This window comes from Inmirania thermothiophila, from assembly GCF_003751635.1.
GTDB lineage: Bacteria > Pseudomonadota > Gammaproteobacteria > DSM-100275 > DSM-100275 > Inmirania > Inmirania thermothiophila.
Window position 1 is genome coordinate 417,192 of the sequence record NZ_RJVI01000002.1, and the last position, 14,636, is coordinate 431,827.

General features: G+C 73.6%; 18 protein-coding genes. 17 read left to right on the forward strand and 1 reads right to left on the reverse strand.

Annotated elements, in window-relative coordinates; translation table 11 throughout:
* Window positions 1-6 precede the first annotated feature (6 nt).
* The 16 genes from EDC57_RS07710 to EDC57_RS13315 all read left to right on the forward strand — a co-directional run bounded on the left by EDC57_RS07710 (window position 7) and on the right by EDC57_RS13315 (window position 12,825).
* Window positions 7-1,155: a TRAP transporter substrate-binding protein gene (locus EDC57_RS07710; protein ID WP_123401296.1), complete on the forward strand. Its 1,149-nt coding sequence runs from the start codon at window positions 7-9 to the stop codon at window positions 1,153-1,155.
* A gap of 91 nt (window positions 1,156-1,246) precedes the next feature.
* Window positions 1,247-1,897 (forward strand): TRAP transporter small permease subunit, encoded by a 651-nt coding sequence (locus EDC57_RS07715; protein WP_123401297.1) that lies wholly within the window; start codon window positions 1,247-1,249, stop codon window positions 1,895-1,897.
* Window positions 1,894-3,240, forward strand: coding sequence for a TRAP transporter large permease (locus EDC57_RS07720; protein ID WP_123401298.1), 1,347 nt, complete (start codon window positions 1,894-1,896; stop codon window positions 3,238-3,240). The genes EDC57_RS07715 and EDC57_RS07720 overlap by 4 nt, the downstream gene beginning before the upstream one ends.
* A complete protein-coding gene (locus EDC57_RS07725) occupies window positions 3,230-4,594 on the forward strand; it encodes an amidase (protein WP_170165068.1) in 1,365 nt (454 codons plus the stop codon). Before EDC57_RS07720 ends, EDC57_RS07725 begins: the two co-directional genes overlap by 11 nt.
* Entirely contained in the window at window positions 4,582-4,776 is a 195-nt protein-coding gene (locus EDC57_RS12775) for a hypothetical protein (RefSeq protein WP_170165069.1), read from the forward strand. Before EDC57_RS07725 ends, EDC57_RS12775 begins: the two co-directional genes overlap by 13 nt.
* Complete coding sequence (gene cysZ, locus EDC57_RS07730) at window positions 4,773-5,540, forward strand: sulfate transporter CysZ (RefSeq protein WP_170165070.1); 768 nt, start codon at window positions 4,773-4,775, stop codon at window positions 5,538-5,540. The genes EDC57_RS12775 and cysZ overlap by 4 nt, the downstream gene beginning before the upstream one ends.
* A 77-nt stretch (window positions 5,541-5,617) precedes the next feature.
* A complete protein-coding gene (locus tag EDC57_RS07735) occupies window positions 5,618-6,016 on the forward strand; it encodes a DsrE/DsrF/DrsH-like family protein (RefSeq protein WP_123401301.1) in 399 nt (132 codons plus the stop codon).
* A 19-nt stretch (window positions 6,017-6,035) separates the two neighbouring features.
* A complete protein-coding gene (locus EDC57_RS07740; protein ID WP_123401302.1) occupies window positions 6,036-6,266 on the forward strand; it encodes a sulfurtransferase TusA family protein in 231 nt (76 codons plus the stop codon).
* 189 nt (window positions 6,267-6,455) lie between these two features.
* The gene (locus tag EDC57_RS07745) at window positions 6,456-7,595 is read left to right on the forward strand and encodes an NAD(P)/FAD-dependent oxidoreductase (RefSeq protein ID WP_123401303.1); all 1,140 of its coding nucleotides are present in this window, start codon (window positions 6,456-6,458) and stop codon (window positions 7,593-7,595) included.
* A 13-nt stretch (window positions 7,596-7,608) separates the two neighbouring features.
* Window positions 7,609-8,349 (forward strand): helical membrane plugin domain-containing protein, encoded by a 741-nt coding sequence (locus EDC57_RS07750; RefSeq protein WP_211331928.1) that lies wholly within the window; start codon window positions 7,609-7,611, stop codon window positions 8,347-8,349.
* A gap of 87 nt (window positions 8,350-8,436) precedes the next feature.
* Window positions 8,437-9,045 (forward strand): transcriptional repressor LexA, encoded by a 609-nt coding sequence (gene lexA / locus EDC57_RS07755; protein ID WP_123401304.1) that lies wholly within the window; start codon window positions 8,437-8,439, stop codon window positions 9,043-9,045.
* A gap of 137 nt (window positions 9,046-9,182) precedes the next feature.
* Window positions 9,183-9,491 carry a hypothetical protein gene (locus tag EDC57_RS07760; RefSeq protein ID WP_123401305.1) on the forward strand — a complete coding sequence of 103 codons (309 nt, stop codon included), beginning with the start codon at window positions 9,183-9,185 and terminating at the stop codon, window positions 9,489-9,491.
* 241 nt (window positions 9,492-9,732) lie between these two features.
* Window positions 9,733-10,386, forward strand: coding sequence for a hypothetical protein (locus EDC57_RS12780; protein ID WP_170165071.1), 654 nt, complete (start codon window positions 9,733-9,735; stop codon window positions 10,384-10,386).
* Window positions 10,376-10,660 carry a PqqD family protein gene (locus tag EDC57_RS12785; protein ID WP_170165072.1) on the forward strand — a complete coding sequence of 95 codons (285 nt, stop codon included), beginning with the start codon at window positions 10,376-10,378 and terminating at the stop codon, window positions 10,658-10,660. The genes EDC57_RS12780 and EDC57_RS12785 overlap by 11 nt, the downstream gene beginning before the upstream one ends.
* Window positions 10,661-10,769: 109 nt before the next feature.
* Entirely contained in the window at window positions 10,770-11,390 is a 621-nt protein-coding gene (gene imuA / locus EDC57_RS07770) for a translesion DNA synthesis-associated protein ImuA (protein WP_170165073.1), read from the forward strand.
* Window positions 11,377-12,825 carry a Y-family DNA polymerase gene (locus tag EDC57_RS13315; RefSeq protein ID WP_123401308.1) on the forward strand — a complete coding sequence of 483 codons (1,449 nt, stop codon included), beginning with the start codon at window positions 11,377-11,379 and terminating at the stop codon, window positions 12,823-12,825. The genes imuA and EDC57_RS13315 overlap by 14 nt, the downstream gene beginning before the upstream one ends.
* An 11-nt stretch (window positions 12,826-12,836) precedes the next feature.
* Here the strand turns inward: EDC57_RS13315 and EDC57_RS07780 are convergent, their stop codons facing one another.
* Complete coding sequence (locus tag EDC57_RS07780; RefSeq protein WP_123401309.1) at window positions 12,837-13,280, reverse strand: hypothetical protein; 444 nt, start codon at window positions 13,278-13,280, stop codon at window positions 12,837-12,839.
* Between the two features lie 116 nt (window positions 13,281-13,396).
* On the opposite strand from EDC57_RS07780, the gene EDC57_RS07785 reads away from it, so the two are divergent.
* Window positions 13,397-14,611: a cation:proton antiporter gene (locus EDC57_RS07785; protein WP_123401310.1), complete on the forward strand. Its 1,215-nt coding sequence runs from the start codon at window positions 13,397-13,399 to the stop codon at window positions 14,609-14,611.
* The last annotated feature ends 25 nt before the right edge of the window (window positions 14,612-14,636 follow it).

The window sequence follows — 14,636 nt, forward strand, 5'->3', positions numbered from 1 at the left end:
GGACCCATGACCAGCGGGCAGACCCCGAACAAGGCGGAAGCGCGGACCGACGGCGGCCGGCGCCGCTTCCTCAAGGCGGGCGCCGCCACCGCGGGTGCGGCGACCCTGGGCTTTCCCATGATCTCCCGCGCCCAGACCGTCACCCTGAAGATGCAGGGGGCCTGGGGGGCGAAGGACATCTTCAACGACATGGCCATGCAGTACGTGGACCGCGTCAACGAGATGTCCGGCGGCCGGCTCAAGATCGACTACTTGGTCTCCGGCGCGGTGGTGAAGTCGTTCCAGGTGCAGGACGCGGTGCACAAGGGCATCCTCGACGCGGGCCATCAGGTGGCGGCCTACTGGTACGGCAAGCACAAGGCCGCCTCCCTCTTCGGCACCGGTCCCGTCTTCGGCCAGAACGCCCACCACACCCTGGCCTGGATCTACAACGGCGGCGGCCTCGAGCTCTACCACGAGCTCCTGCAGAAGGTCCTCAAGCTCAATCTGGTCGGCTTCTTCGCCATGCCCATGCCGACGCAGCCGCTGGGCTGGTTCAAGGAGCGGATCACGGGGCCGGAGCAGCTGCGGGGCCTGAAGTACCGCACCGTGGGCCTGGCCACCGACATCATGGCGGCGATGGGGGTGAAGGTGACGCAGCTTCCGGGCGGCGAGATCATCCCGGCCCTGGAGCGCGGCGTGATCGAGGCCTTCGAGTACAACAACCCGACCTCGGACATGCGCTTCGGCGCGCAGGACGTGTCCAAGGTCTACATGATGGGCAGCTACCACCAGGCCGCGGAGTTCTTCGAGATCATCTTCAACAAGCGCAAGTTCGAGTCGCTGCCCAAGGAGTTCCAGGCCATCCTGCGCTATGCCGCGGAGGCGGCGAGCACCGCCAACTTCAACCTCGCCATGGACAGCTACTCGCGCGACCTGCAGACCCTGATCCGGCAGCACGGGGTCAAGGTCTACCGCACGCCGCAGTCGGTGCTGGAGGAGCAGCTCAAGGCCTGGGACCGGGTCCTCGAGCAGCTGATGCAGGACCCCTTCTTCCGCAAGGTGGTGGAGTCGCAGCGGGCCTTCGCCCACCGCGTGGCCTTCTACGACCTCATGAACCAGGCCGACTACAAGCTCGCCTTCGAGCACTACTTCCCCGGCGAGCTCGGCTTCTGATGAGGCGAGCGGGCGGGCGCACCGCCCGCCCGCGCACCGGGGCGCCGCCGCCCCGGTGCGAGCGCGCGCGCAGATCCGCACCGGAGGATCCATGGACCGCCTGCTGCTCTTCATCGACGGCCTCAGCACCTGGGTGGGCAAGGCCTTCGCTTGGTCGCTCCTGATCGGCACCCTGGGCACGAGCTACGACGTCTTCGTCCGCTACGCCTTCCGCAACCCCACGGACTGGGCGTTCGACATGAGCTACACCACCTACGGGGCGCTGATCATGATGGGCGGCGCCTACACCCTGGCGCGCAACGCCCACGTCCGCGGCGACGTCATCTACCGGCTGTGGCCGCGGCGGGTGCAGGCGGGCGTCGACCTCGTCCTCTACTTCCTCTTCTTCTTCCCGGCGGTGGCGGCGCTGGTGGTGGCCGGGTGGGACTATGCGGGCGAGTCCTGGAGCTACATGCCCTACGGGCCGCAGGGGCCGCGCGGCGAGGTCAGCATCAACTCCCCCGCCGGGGTCCCCATCTCGCCCCTGAAGACGGTCCTCCCGGTGGGGGCCATGTTCCTCTTCCTGCAGGGGATCGCGGAGGTGATCCGCTGCCTGATGTGCATCCGCAGCGGGCGCTGGCCGGAGCGGCTGCACGACGTGGAGGAGACGGAGGTGGCCCTGCTCGCCCAGCGCGAGCGGGCCCTCGAGCACGGGTTGCACCTGGACGCCGGGGAGGGCACCGACGGGGAGGCGCGGCGATGAGCGATCCGCAGGTCGCGATGCTGATGCTCGCCCTCCTCGTCGCCACCATCCTGCTCGGCTTCCCCATCGCCTTCACGCTGCTGGCGATGGGCATCGGCTTCGGCTTCTACGCCTACTACAGCCCGGACGTCCCCTTCTTCGAGAACACCATCTTCGACCTCACCGTCAACCAGACCTACTCGGTGATCTCCAACGACGTCCTCGTCGCCGTGCCCCTGTTCCTCTTCATGGGCTACATCGTCGAGCGCGCCAACATCGTCGACAAGCTCTTCTTCAGCCTCAACATCGCCGCGCGCAGGGTCCCGGCCTCCATGGCCGTGGCGGCCCTCGGCACCTGCGCCATCTTCGCCACCGCCGTGGGCATCATCGGCGCCGTGGTGACGCTGATGGGGCTGCTCGCCTTTCCCGCCCTCCTCAAGGCGGGCTATGACCGCCAGTTCGCGGCCGGCGTGATCTGCGCCGGCGGCTGCCTCGGCATCCTCATCCCGCCGAGCATCATGCTGATCCTCTACGCCGCCACCGCCGGGGTCTCCATCGTCCAGGCCTACGCCGCCGCCTTCTTCCCGGGGCTGCTGCTCGCCGGTCTCTACATGATCTACGTCATGGGCCGCGCCCTGCTCAATCCGAGGCTCGCCCCCAAGCCGCCGAAGGAGGCCACGGAGATGCCCATGCGGCAGGTCCTGTGGATGATGCTCACCTCCTTCGTGCCGCTGGCGGTGCTGATCCTGGCCGTGCTGGGGGCGATCCTCTTCGGCCTCGCCACGCCCACGGAGGCGGCCTCGCTGGGCGCCTTCGGCGGCCTGCTCCTCGCCGCCGCCTACCGCACCCTCGACTGGGAGATGCTCAAGAGCTCGGTCTATCTCACCGTGCGCACCTCCGCCATGGTGTGCTGGCTCTTCGTCGGCTCCTGGACCTTCTCCTCGGTCTTCTCCTACCTCGGCGGACACGAGATCATCAAGGAGTTCGTCCTCGGCCTGAACCTCTCCCCGGTGATGTTCCTGATCCTCGCCCAGGTGATCATCTTCCTCCTGGGCTGGCCGCTGGAGTGGAGCGAGATCATCATCATCTTCGTGCCCATCTTCCTGCCGCTGTTGGAGCCCTTCGGCGTCGATCCCCTCTTCTTCGGCATCCTCGTGGCCCTGAACCTGCAGACCTCCTTCATGACCCCGCCCATGGCCATGGCCGCCTACTACCTCAAGGGGGTCTCGCCGCCCGAGGTCCAGCTCGTGGACATCTTCAAGGGCTCGTTCCCCTTCCTCTTCATCGTCGTCCTGGCGATGGTGCTGCTCTACAACTTCCCCGACATCGCCCTCTGGCTGCCGAACTATGTCTATGGACGCTGAGACCGCGCCGCACCGCCGCGGCCCGGCCGCCGTGCTCGTCGCGGCCCTGCGGGAAGGCGCCCTGGACGCCGCCGAGCTCGCCGGGCAGTGCCTCGAGGCCGTCGCCGCGCGGGAGGCCGCCATCGGCGCGTGGGCCTTCCACGACCCCGGCCACGTGCGGCGGCAGGCGGCGATCTGCGACGAGCTGCGCCGGGAGGGGCGCCCCCTCGGCCCCCTCCACGGGCTGCCGGTGGCGGTGGAGGACGTCTTCGACACCGCCGACATGCCCACCGGCGACGGCTCGCCCCTGCACGAGGGGCGCCGCCCGCTCGAGGACGCCTGGGCGGTGCGGGCGCTGCGTGCCGCGGGGGCCGTGCTCCTCGGCAAGGCCGCCACCGCCGAGCTCGGCTGCGGCCTGCCGCCGCCCACCCGCCACCCCCTGGACGCGGCGCGGGCGGTGGGCATGGGGCCCGGCGGCGCCGCCGCGGCGCTCGCCGCGGGCATGGCCCCGGCGGCGCTGGTCGCCGACTGCGCAGGCTCCGTCGTCCCCGCCGCGGCCTGGTGCGGGGTCCACGCCTACCGGCCGAGCCGCGGCTGGATCCCGCGTCCCGGGATGCTGCGCCGCTCGCGGCTGCTCGATGGGGTGGCGGTGCTGGCCGCCGCGGTGGAGGATCTCGCGCTCGTCGCCGGGCCGCTCCTCGGCGACGACCCCGAGGACCCGGACACCCGCCCCCTCGCCCGCCCGGCCCTGGCCGAGGAGGCGCTGCGCCCGCCCCCGCTGCCGCCCCGGTTCGGTCTCGTGGAGGGGCCGGAGTGGATGCGGCCCGGGCCCGCCGCGGCGGAGGGGCTCGCGGCGCTGGCCGAGATGCTCGGCGGGGAGGCCGGCCGCATCGGCCTCGGCGGCCGCTTCCGCGAGGCGGCGGCGCAGGCCCGCCTGGTCCTCGAGGCCGACCTCGCCCTGCGCCTCGAGGAGGAGGTCGGCCGCGGCCGGGTCTCGCCGGCGCTTGCCGAGCTCGTCGCGCGCGGCCGCCGCCACGCCGCCGTGGACTACCTGCGGGCGGCGGGCGAGGCCGCCGCCCTCTACCGCATCGTGCGCGAGGCCTTCGACGAGTATGATGTCCTCGTGGCCCCGGCCGCGGCGGGCGAGGCGCCGCCGCGGCAGGAGCAGCCCCTCGACGCCCCCTTCGCCGCACCATGGACCCTGCTCGGGATGCCAGTGGTGGTGCTGCCGGCGATGACGGGCCCCGATGGGCTGCCCATGGGGGTGCAGCTCATCGCGCCGCGGGGCGACGACGTGCGGCTGCTGCGCGCGGCGCGCTGGCTCGAGGGCCGGCTCGCCGCCACGACGGAGGAGACGACGCCATGCGGGACGTGATCGCCGGACTGGTGGGGGTGGGACTCTTCCTCCTCTTCGTCGGCTACTACGCCTACCGCGTCCACTCGGTGCCGCTCTGGGTCGTGCTCGCCATCGCCGCTCTGCTGGCCCTCGCCGACTACGTCGGCACCGTGCGCGAGCAGATCCGGCGAAACGCGGACCTTGGCGGCGGCGAGGCATGACCGCCGCCGGAGGGATGCTGACGGGGGCCTCCTGCGCCCTCGCCGGGTTTCGCTGGATCGCACGCCCGGGGCTGCGGCGCTGGGTGGCGGCGCCCCTCGCCATCTCCCTCGTCGTGGTGGGCGGGGGGATGTGGTGGCTGTTCGGGGTCATCGGCGCACAGGCGCAGGCGGCGGCCGAGGCCGCATCCGCCTGGCTCCCCGCCTGGCTCGCCTGGGGCGCGGGCGCGGTGGAGTGGCTGGTGTGGCTGCTGGCGGTGATCCCGGCCCTCCTCCTCGGGGCGGCCGGCTTCGGCGTGCTCGCCAACGTGGTGGGTGCGCCCTTCAACGCGCGGCTCGCCGCGGAGGTGGCCCGCGCCTGCGGCCGCCCCCCGCCGGCGGGCCCGACGGACCTGCGCGGCCTGGTCAAGGCCCCCTGGGAGGAGACGCGCAAGCTGCTCTACCTCGGCGTGCGGGCGCTGCCCTTCCTGCTCCTGTTCGTGATCCCGGGGCTGCAGGTGGCGGCACCGTTCCTGTGGCTGCTCTACGCCGGGTGGGCGAGCGCCTTCGAGCACCTGGACTACCCCCTCTCCAACGAGGGCATGGGGGTGGACGAGATCCGGGACGTGCTCCGCCGCCATCGCGCCGCGGCCTGGGGCTTCGGGCTCGTGGCCTACGGCCTCTACGCCCTGCCGCTGGTCAACATCGTGGCCATGCCGGCCGGTGTGGCCGGGGCGGCGCTGCTCTGGAGCCGCCACCTCGCCGGCGCCGGGGCTTCACCTGCCTGACCCGAAGGGATATTGTGTCAGACACACCCGGTCCGTAGGTTCGCTGTCCAGACGGACATGACCCGGGAGTGAGCGGCATGGACGGCAAGCCCCTCTACATCCTCCTCTGCTCCGGCGAGCACGAAAAGGTGCAGATGGCCGCCATGATGGCCTCTGTGGCCGCGGTCTCCGGCCGTCCCGCGCAGGTCTTCGTGAGCATGAACGCGGTCCCGGTCTTCGAGCGCGACCGCAGCCCCGAGGAGCGCTACCAGGGCGGGACCTTCTCGCGCCTGATGCTGGAGAAGAAGGCGCCGGACGCCATCGAGCTCTTCCAGCAGGGCAAGATGCTCGGGGAGATGCAGATGTATGCCTGCTCCATGGCCCTCGACGTGCTGGGCTGGGAGCTGGACCGCCTGGTGCCGGATCTGTTCGACGGCGCGCTGGGCCTGACCAAGTTCCTGAGCGACGCCGAGCAGGGCGAGCTCATCACCCTGTGACGGGAGGCATGCGGACACCATGGGACAGCGACAGACCATCGACGCCCGCGGGGCCTTCTGCCCCGGTCCCCTGATGGAGCTCATCGCCGCCATCAAGCTGGCCGAGGTGGGTGACGAGATCGAGGTCCTCTCCTCCGACAAGGGCTCGGCCAACGACATCCCCGAGTGGGTGGCCAAGGTGGGCCACAGGCTCGTGGGCATCGAGGAGAAGGACGGCTACTGGAGCATCGTGGTCGAGAAGACGAAGTAGCCGCGCCGGACGGCCGCGGATGCGATGCCCCCGGCCGCATGGGACGCCGGCGACGAAAACGACAAGAATCCAGGTTCATCGCCCCGCTCGACGGCGGGGTGACCGTACGCAGGGGAGGCGATCCCCTGCACGTCTCGGGAGGATGGGGCGCGCAAGGCGCCCGGCATCGACAAGGGAGGAGGAACCGGCATGGCCAAGACCGTCCTCATCGTCGGCGGGGGACTCGCCGGCACCATCGTCGCCAACGGCCTCGCCCGCCAGCTCGCCCCGGAGCTGCGCTCGGGCGCGGTCAACATCACCGTCCTCGGCGCCACCGACACCCACATGTACCAGCCGGGGCTGCTCTACGTCCCCTTCGGCCGCATCCGCGAGTCGGAGCTCTTCCGTCCGGAGCGCGAGGTCCTCAACCGCCTCGTGCACTTCTTCGTCGATCCCGCGACCCGCATCGACGTCGAGGGCAAGAAGGTCACCACCGAGTCCGGCAAGACCTACGGCTACGACTACCTGGTCATCGCCACCGGCTCGCGCATCATGCCCCAGAACATCCCCGGCATGGCCGAGGGCGCGCACTGGTTCTACGACCTCGACGGTGCGCGCAAGCTGCGTGATGCGCTGGCCGAATTCGAGGGCGGCAAGGTGGTGGTCAACGTCAACGCCCCCCACAAGTGCCCGGTGGCGCCGCTGGAGGTGGTCTTCATGCTGCGCGAGTTCCTGGCCGCCAAGGGGGTGCTGGACAAGACCGAGATCACCTACACCTACCCCATCGGGCGGCTGCACGCCCTCGAGCCCGTCGCCAACTGGGCCAAGCCCGAGTTCGACCGCCTCGGGGTGAAGTACGAGACCTTCTTCAACACCAAGGAGGTGGATCCGGAGAAGAAGACCATCACCTCCGAGGAGGGGGTCACCCTGCCCTACGACCTGCTCATCACCATCCCGCCCCACCAGGGCGCGCAGGTGATCGACGACTCCGGTCTCGGCAAGGGCGGCTGGGTCCCGACCAACCCGAAGACCCTGCACCGCGAGGGCTCCACCGACGTCTTCGTGGTGGGCGACACCACCAACATCCCCATCTCCAAGGCCGGCTCCACCGCCCACTTCGAGGCCGACACCGTCATCGACAACATCACCTCCCTGATCAAGGAGGGGCGCTGGGCGCGCAACTACGACGGCAAGGTCTTCTGCTTCGTGGAGACCGGCCTCGACACCGGCACCTACGTCTGGTTCAACTACACCACCCCGCCGAACCCGGGGCCGCCCTCGCGGATGATCCACTGGTTCAAGCTCGCCTACAACCGGCTCTACTGGCTCTCGGCCCGCGGCCTGCTGTGACGGGGGGCAAGCCATGAACGACACGACCCAGGCCCCGCCGGCGATGGGCGAGGAGCTGGAGCGGCTGGCGCGGGCGACCACCGACGCCCTCACCGACTCCATGGTGGAGCGCGCCGCGGTGGCGGCGGGCAACGCCATGGAGGTCCTCGACCGCCTCAACGACGAGCAGACCCGCGCCGCGATCCACGCCCTCCTGGACGGGCTCACGGAGCTGCACCGGCTCGGCGCCCTGCAGGGGGCGCTGGACCTCGTGCGGCTGCTGCACGGGGCCCGCGAGGCCCTCACCGACAGCATGGTGGAGCGGCTGGTCACGGCCCTCGGCAACCTCGGCGAGCTCGCGGACCTCCTCAACGACGAGGTCAACCGCAAGGCCATGGCGGAGGCCATCCAGGCCTTCGGCGAGCTCCACCGGCTCGGCGCCACCCAGACCCTGTTCGATCTCGTGCGGCTCGTCCACGCCGCCCGCGACGCCGCCACCGACTCCATGGTGGAGCGCGGCTTCGTCTTCATCGAGCAGATGGTCAACAACCTCGCCAACGAGGAGATGGCCGAGCTGGCGCACCAGACCCGCCGCGCCATGGAGGAGGCCCTGGAGGAGTGCGTGCAGGTGCCGGCGGGAGGCGGCCTCCTCGGCACCGTGCGCATGCTCGCCAATCCCGAGGCCCAGTCGGCGCTGCGCTTCCTTCTCGCCTTCGGCTGCAGGCTGCAGCAGCGCGCGGCGGCCCTCACGCCCCGCAACGGGGGCGAAGGCTAGGCCGGGCGGCGGGCCCGTGCAGCGGGCCCGCCGCCTTGCGTTGCCGGCCCCGCCCGGTGATCATGGCCGGCGGCGGAGGGGAGGAGCATGCCTGCAGAGCCGCTCACGCGCCGCCAGCGCGAGGTCCTGGCCTACATCCGCGCCCACATCGAGCGTGAGGGGATGCCGCCGACGCGGGCCGAGATCGCGCAGGCCCTCGGCTTCCGCTCCGCCAACGCCGCCGCCGAGCACCTGCGGGCCCTCGCCCGCAAGGGCGCCATCGAGCTCGTCGCCGGCGCCTCCCGCGGGATCCGCCTCCGCGAGGGGCCGGGCATCCCGGTGGTGGGCCGCGTCGCCGCCGGCGTGCCGATCCTCGCGGCCGAGCACGTGGAGGACCGGGTCCTGCTCGACCCCCGCCTCTTCCAGCCCCGTGCCGACTATCTCCTGCGGGTGCGCGGCATGAGCATGCGCGACGCCGGCATCCTCGACGGCGACCTCCTCGCCGTGCACCGCACCCCCGAAGCCCGCGACGGCCAGATCGTGGTCGCCCGCCTCGGCGACGAGGTCACGGTCAAGCGCCTGCGGCGCGAGGTCGGGCGCATCGTGCTCCTCTCCGAGAACCCCGACTTCCCGCCCATCGTCGTCGACCCCCGCCGGGAGCGGCTGGAGATCGAGGGCGTCGGCGTCGGCGTCGTCCGCGGCGGCCGCCCCCTCTGACCACCCCCACCGCCCTCGCCCCGGGCGTTGGACAGCTATTGCGAATCATTCCGTTTTGCATTAGCATCCCCCCCTGCCTTCAGCGATTCCTAATCTCGAGCACGGCTCGAACCACACGGGGAAGGAGAGACCGCACCATGAGCAGCAATGACATCCGCACCACCGACCTGCGCCGCCGCCGCGCCCTCGCCCGCCTCGGCCTCGGGGTCGCCGCGGCCTACGTCACCCCCACCCTGCTGACCCTGAGCGACGCCCGCGCCAGCGGCGCCTCCAGCGGCGGCGAAAAGAGCGAGTGGGTCTCCACCGGCAACAAGAAGCGCACGGGCGGCGAGGACGGCGGCGCCTCGTCGGCAGGCTCGGGGGCGCGGCACGAGGCGGCGAGCGGCGGCTCCTCCGGGGGATCCGGCGCCGAGGGCGAGGCCGCCGGCGGCGCCTCCCGCGGCTGACGTGCGCGCCCCTCTGCGGCCTTCCGGGCCGGAGACCTGGGCCGTACCGGAGCTCTCTGCGCACCTCGTCCTGCGGGGTGCCGGGGCGCTCATCGCGCCCCTGCGGGCGGTGCTTCGCGACTGGTCCGTCGTACCCGTGCAGGGGACCCCGCCCGGTCCCGGCATCGCCATCCGGCACCGCGAGGGGGCCTACGAGCGATGCTCGCCGTGGACCGAGGCCCCGCGGCGGTTCCGTGATCCGGTGGACGCGGTCTGCGATCTGGTGGTGGACCTCGTCCATGCCTACGTCGCCGCCCGCCCGGAGCGGCTCTGTCTTCACGCCGCGGCGGTGGAGACCGCCTCCGGCATCCTCCTCATCCCCAGCACCTACCGCAGCGGCAAGAGCACCCTGGCGACGGCGCTCGCGGCGCGCGGGGCACGGCTGTTCTCCGACGACGTGGCGCCGCTCGGCCCCGCGGGCGAGGTGGAGGCGCTGGGGATGCTGCCGCGCCTGCGCCTGCCCCTGCCGGCCGGCCTCGGGGCCGCGGCGCAGGCGCTGACGGCGGCGCATCCCGGTCCGACCAGCGCGCGCTACCGCTACCTGGCCCTGGACGCGGCGGGGCTCGCCCCCCGGGGCACGCGGCGGCCGGTGGCGGCCATCGTCACCCTCGAGCGCGCGGAAGGGGCGGCGCCCGCCCTGATGGAGGGCGACGCCGACCACGCCCTCCAGCATCTGCTGCTTCGCAACTTCGCCCGCGGGCCGCTGCCGAGCCGGATCTTCCTGCGGCTGCGGCGGCTGGCGGCCGCGGTGCCCTGCTACCGCCTGCGCTACGGGGAGGCGGCCGAGGGGGCGGCGCTGCTGGCCGAACGGTTCGCCCCCCTCGCGCCGCGGGAGGTGCTGGACCGTGCCGGCTGAGCGGTGGGTACGGCGTGCGGACATCGCCGTGGAGGCGGTGGGGGAGGCCCTCTATCTGGTGGACGACGCCGGCGGGCGCATCCACCGGCTCGACCCCGTGGGGGCGGCGGTGTGGCGGCTGCTGGAGAGGCCCGTGGGCGCGGCCGAGATCGCGGCGGTGCTGGCCGAGGCCTTCCCGGAGGCGGGGCGGGCGCGCATCGAGGGCGACGTGGCGGCCCTGCTGCGGCGGCTGGCCGAGGAGGGGCTGGTCCGGCCGGCCTCGGAGGCAGGCTGAAGCCGCGAAATCACAAAGTCTTGCGGCGACTTTCTCATCTTTTGTCATAAGATGATCCCATCCCGCGGTCGGCATGGGGATGGTTGCCTTCGGGCCGGAAACTGTTTATATGAACAGTATGCCGGTGGAGCGACTCATCGCCGAGGGGCGGGTCTGGCGGGGACGGCAGGGCCTCCCGGCGGGGCGTGCCCTGGCCAGCGGCTGGCCGCCCCTCGATGCCCTTCTGCCGGGCGGCGGCTGGCCGCAGGGCGGGGTGGTGGAGATCCTCCCCGCGGCCCCCGGCATCGGCGAGCTCGGCCTGCTGATGCCGGCGCTCGCCGCCATCGCGGCGTGGGGCCGGCCCCTCCTCTGGATCGGACCGCCCCGCCTCCCCTATCCCCCGGCCCTGGCGGCCTGCGGCATCGCCCCGGGGCGCAGCCTCCTCGTCCGGGCCGAGGGGCGGGAGGCCCTGTGGGCGGCGGAGCAGGCGCTGCGCTGCGAGGACTGCGGCGCGGTCCTCCTGTGGCCGGGGTGCGTGGGGCCGCGCGAGGCGCGGCGGCTGCAGCTCGCCGCCGAGGAAGGGGGCACCCCCTGCTTCACGCATCTGCCCCCGGACCACCCGCCGACGCCGGCGGCGCTGCGCCTGCTCCTGCGCCCCGCCGGCAACGGGCTCGAGGTGCGCATCGCGCGCTGCCGCGGCCGCTGGCCGGCAGGCCCCGTGGTGCTGGAGCGGCGCGGTGCTCTGGCTTAGCCTCCACCTGCCCCGTCTCGCCCTCGAGGTGGCCGCGCGCGGCGCCGGCGAGGAGGGCCCCCTGGTGGTGGTGGAAGGCGAGGGCGGCCGTGGCCGGGTCCTCGCCCGCAACCGCGCTGCCGCCCGCACCGGGATCCGCCCCGGGATGTCCCTGGCCGCGGCCTGGGCCCTCGCCCCCGGGCTCCTCGTGCGCCCGCGCGATCCACGGGCGGAGGCGGACGCCCGCCGCCGCCTCGCCGCCTGGTGCCTGCAGTTCACCCCCCGGGTGAGCCTGGAGACCGAGGCGGCCATGGTGCTGCTGGAGATCGGCGGCTGCCTCCGCATCTGGGGCGGTCTCGAGGGGCTGCTCGGGCGCGTCCGCGGGGGCGCGGCCGCCCTCGGCTACCGGGTCCGCATCGGCGTCGCCCCCACGCCGGCGGCGGCCGAGGCCCTGGCCCGCCTCGGCACCGAGCCCCCGGTCCTGCACCGGCGGCTCCTGCCTGCGCGCCTCGCCCCCCTCCCCCTGGGCTGCCTCGGCCTGCCGGAGGGGGCCGTGGCGGCGCTGCGCGGGCTCGGCGTGCGCGACCTGCGCGGCTGCCTGCGGCTGCCGCGCGACGGCCTTGCCCGCCGCATCGGCCCCGCGGCCGTGCACCATCTCGACCGCCTCCTGGGGCGGGCCCCCGACCCGCGCGCCCCCTACGAGCCCCCGCCCGCCTACCACGGCGAGATCGAGCTGCCCGCCGAGACGGCCGATGTGGAGGCCCTGCGCTTCGCCCTGCGGCGCCTGCTGGGCGAGCTCTGCGGCCTGCTGCGCGGACGCGCCCTCGGGGTGCGCGAGATCGGTCTCGCCCTCTGCCACCGCGAGGGTGAACCGACCCGCCTGCGCGTCGGCCTCGCCACCCCCGGGAGGGATCCCGCCCACCTCGAGGGCGTGGTGCGCGCGCATCTGCACCGGCTCCGCCTCGACCGTCCGGTGTGCGCCCTGGCGCTGGGCTGCACCGCCCTGGAGCCGCTGCCGGAGCGCAGCGGCGATCTCCTCGCGCCGCCGCGGCGGGGGGACGCCGGGTGGCCCGTCCTCCTCGACCGCCTCACCGCCCGCCTCGGCCCCGGGGCGGTGCAGGTCCTGGGGCCTGCGGCGGATCATCGCCCCGAGCGGGCCTGGCGGCTCCTGCCCCCGGAGGCCGGCCCTTCGGAGGATGACGGGGAGGAGGCGCGCCCGCGGGCGCCCCGTCCCCTGTGGCTGCTGCCCCGGCCCGCGGCGCTTCCCGCCGGCGCCGACCGCCTGCCTCGGGGCTGGCGCCTGCGGCGCGGCCCGGAGCGGATCGAGAGCGGCTGGTGGGACGGCGGCGACATCGCCCGCGACTACTACCTCGCCGAGAACGGGGCCGGCAGCCGCGGCTGGGTCTTCCGCGACCGCCGCAGCGGCCGCTGGTACCTGCACGGCCTCTTCGCCTGAGCCGCCGGCCCTCAGCGCACCAGGGCGCGCAGCTCCCGCACCAGCGCCTGGGTCCGCTCCCGCCCGAACTGGGTGCTGCGCAGGCGGCGCCCGTCCCGGGTCTCCACCACCACCCGCACCGTGCGCCAGGTCCAGGGGTCGCCGGGTGCCGCCCGCACGGCGGCGACGTTGCGGGGGCCGAGGACCACCGTCCGCGCCGGCAGCCAGTAGTGCAGCAGCCAACGCCCCTCGGCATCCACGTCGATGCGGTGGAACTGGCCCCACACGGCGGAGTAGAGCACCAGGGCCTCGTAGACCATCACCGCCGCGAGCGCGAGGGCGGGCCGGCGCACCCGCAGCCGGCCCCACCACGCCAACCCCAGCACCACCACCACGGGAACGGCGAGGAAGAACACCGCCGCCGCCAGGTTGGCGGCGGCGTTGAAGTCGATGCTGCGCACGATCCCCACGTCCATCCGGGCCTCTCCCCCCACCCCAGCATCGCCCACAAGCCCCGCGTCTGCAACAGCGGCCGGCACGCCCCGTGCGATCCCGCCTGATACACTGCCCGCCGACACCCGCGGGTCCCGGTATGGAAAGCCACGCCTTCCTCCTCCAGATGCTCCTCATCCTCGCGAGCGCCCGCGCCCTCGCCGAGGCGGCGCTGCGCCTGGGCATCCCGCCCGTGATCGGGGAGATCGCCGCCGGCGTCCTCCTCGGGCCGAGCCTGCTCGGGCTCGTCGAGCCCACCCCCCTGCTGGAGGTCCTGGCGGAGGTCGGGGTCATCCTCCTCCTCTTCGAGGTGGGCCTCGAGACCGACGGCCGCCGCCTCCTCCACGCCGGGCCGCGGGCCGCGGCGGTGGCCCTGGTGGGCTTCCTCGTGCCGCTGCTCCTGGGCCATCTCGTGGCCGCCCGGCTCTTCGGCCTCGCCCCCATCACCGCGGCCCTCGTCGGCGGCACCCTCACCGCCACCAGCATCGGCGTCACGGTGCGCGTGCTGCGCGACCTGCGCTCCCAGGAGGGACGCGAAGGGCAGATCGTCCTCGGCGCCGCGGTGCTCGACGACATCCTCGGCGTCGTCCTCCTCGCCCTCCTCTACCAGCACGCCGTCGGCGGCGCCATGTCCCCCGCCGCCGTCGTGCGTGTCCTCGCCTTCATCGGCGCCTTCTTCCTCCTCGCCCCGCTCGCGGCCAAGCTCATGGCCGAGCTCCTGCACCGCTTCGAGCGCCGCAGCGAGCTGCCCGGCCTGATCCCCACCGCCATGGTGTCGCTGGTGCTCCTGTTCGGCTGGCTCGCCCACGTCCTCGGGGCGCCGGCACTGCTCGGCGGCTTCGCCGCCGGCCTCGCCCTCTCGCGCCGCTTCTTCCTGCCCTTCGGGGCCGCGCTCCACGCCGCCCTGCGCGCCGATCCCCGCTTCTCCCGGCACGTGGAGGACGAGATGCGCCCGGTGGTGCGTCTGTTCACCCCCCTCTTCTTCGTCGTGGTGGGGCTCGAGCTGGACCTGCGTGCCGTCCCCTGGGGGGATCCGACGATCTGGGGCCTGACCGCGGCCCTCCTCGCCGTCGCCGTGACCGGCAAGCTCGCCGCCGGCCTCTTCGCGGGCGGCGACCTGCGGCGACGGCTCGTGGTGGGGACGGCGATGGTTCCGCGCGGCGAGGTGGGGCTGGTCTTCGCCGAGCTGGGGCGCGTGCACGGCCTGCTCGGCGCAGACCACTACGCCGCCCTCGTCCTCGTGATCGCGGCCACCACCCTCGCCGCCCCCCTGGCCCTGCGGCGGCTGCTGCAGAAGGTCCGCGGCGGGGACTGAGCGGGGCGCTTGCGGGCGGCGCGGC

Bases quoted from the DNA above. Each gene is read 5' to 3' on its own strand.
- EDC57_RS07785 (WP_123401310.1), top strand. From the start codon at position 13,397: ATGGAAAGCCACGCCTTCCTCCTCCAGATGCTCCTCATCCTCGCGAGC.
- imuA (WP_170165073.1), top strand. From the start codon at position 10,770: ATGAACAGTATGCCGGTGGAGCGACTCATCGCCGAGGGGCGGGTCTGG.
- lexA (WP_123401304.1), top strand. From the start codon at position 8,437: ATGCCTGCAGAGCCGCTCACGCGCCGCCAGCGCGAGGTCCTGGCCTAC.
- EDC57_RS07715 (WP_123401297.1), top strand. From the start codon at position 1,247: ATGGACCGCCTGCTGCTCTTCATCGACGGCCTCAGCACCTGGGTGGGC.
- EDC57_RS07750 (WP_211331928.1), top strand. From the start codon at position 7,609: ATGAACGACACGACCCAGGCCCCGCCGGCGATGGGCGAGGAGCTGGAG.
- EDC57_RS07710 (WP_123401296.1), top strand. From the start codon at position 7: ATGACCAGCGGGCAGACCCCGAACAAGGCGGAAGCGCGGACCGACGGC.
- EDC57_RS07760 (WP_123401305.1), top strand. From the start codon at position 9,183: ATGAGCAGCAATGACATCCGCACCACCGACCTGCGCCGCCGCCGCGCC.
- EDC57_RS07780 (WP_123401309.1), bottom strand. From the start codon at position 13,280: ATGGACGTGGGGATCGTGCGCAGCATCGACTTCAACGCCGCCGCCAAC.
- EDC57_RS07740 (WP_123401302.1), top strand. From the start codon at position 6,036: ATGGGACAGCGACAGACCATCGACGCCCGCGGGGCCTTCTGCCCCGGT.
- EDC57_RS07720 (WP_123401298.1), top strand. From the start codon at position 1,894: ATGAGCGATCCGCAGGTCGCGATGCTGATGCTCGCCCTCCTCGTCGCC.
- EDC57_RS07735 (WP_123401301.1), top strand. From the start codon at position 5,618: ATGGACGGCAAGCCCCTCTACATCCTCCTCTGCTCCGGCGAGCACGAA.
- EDC57_RS12775 (WP_170165069.1), top strand. From the start codon at position 4,582: ATGCGGGACGTGATCGCCGGACTGGTGGGGGTGGGACTCTTCCTCCTC.
- cysZ (WP_170165070.1), top strand. From the start codon at position 4,773: ATGACCGCCGCCGGAGGGATGCTGACGGGGGCCTCCTGCGCCCTCGCC.
- EDC57_RS07745 (WP_123401303.1), top strand. From the start codon at position 6,456: ATGGCCAAGACCGTCCTCATCGTCGGCGGGGGACTCGCCGGCACCATC.
- EDC57_RS07725 (WP_170165068.1), top strand. From the start codon at position 3,230: ATGGACGCTGAGACCGCGCCGCACCGCCGCGGCCCGGCCGCCGTGCTC.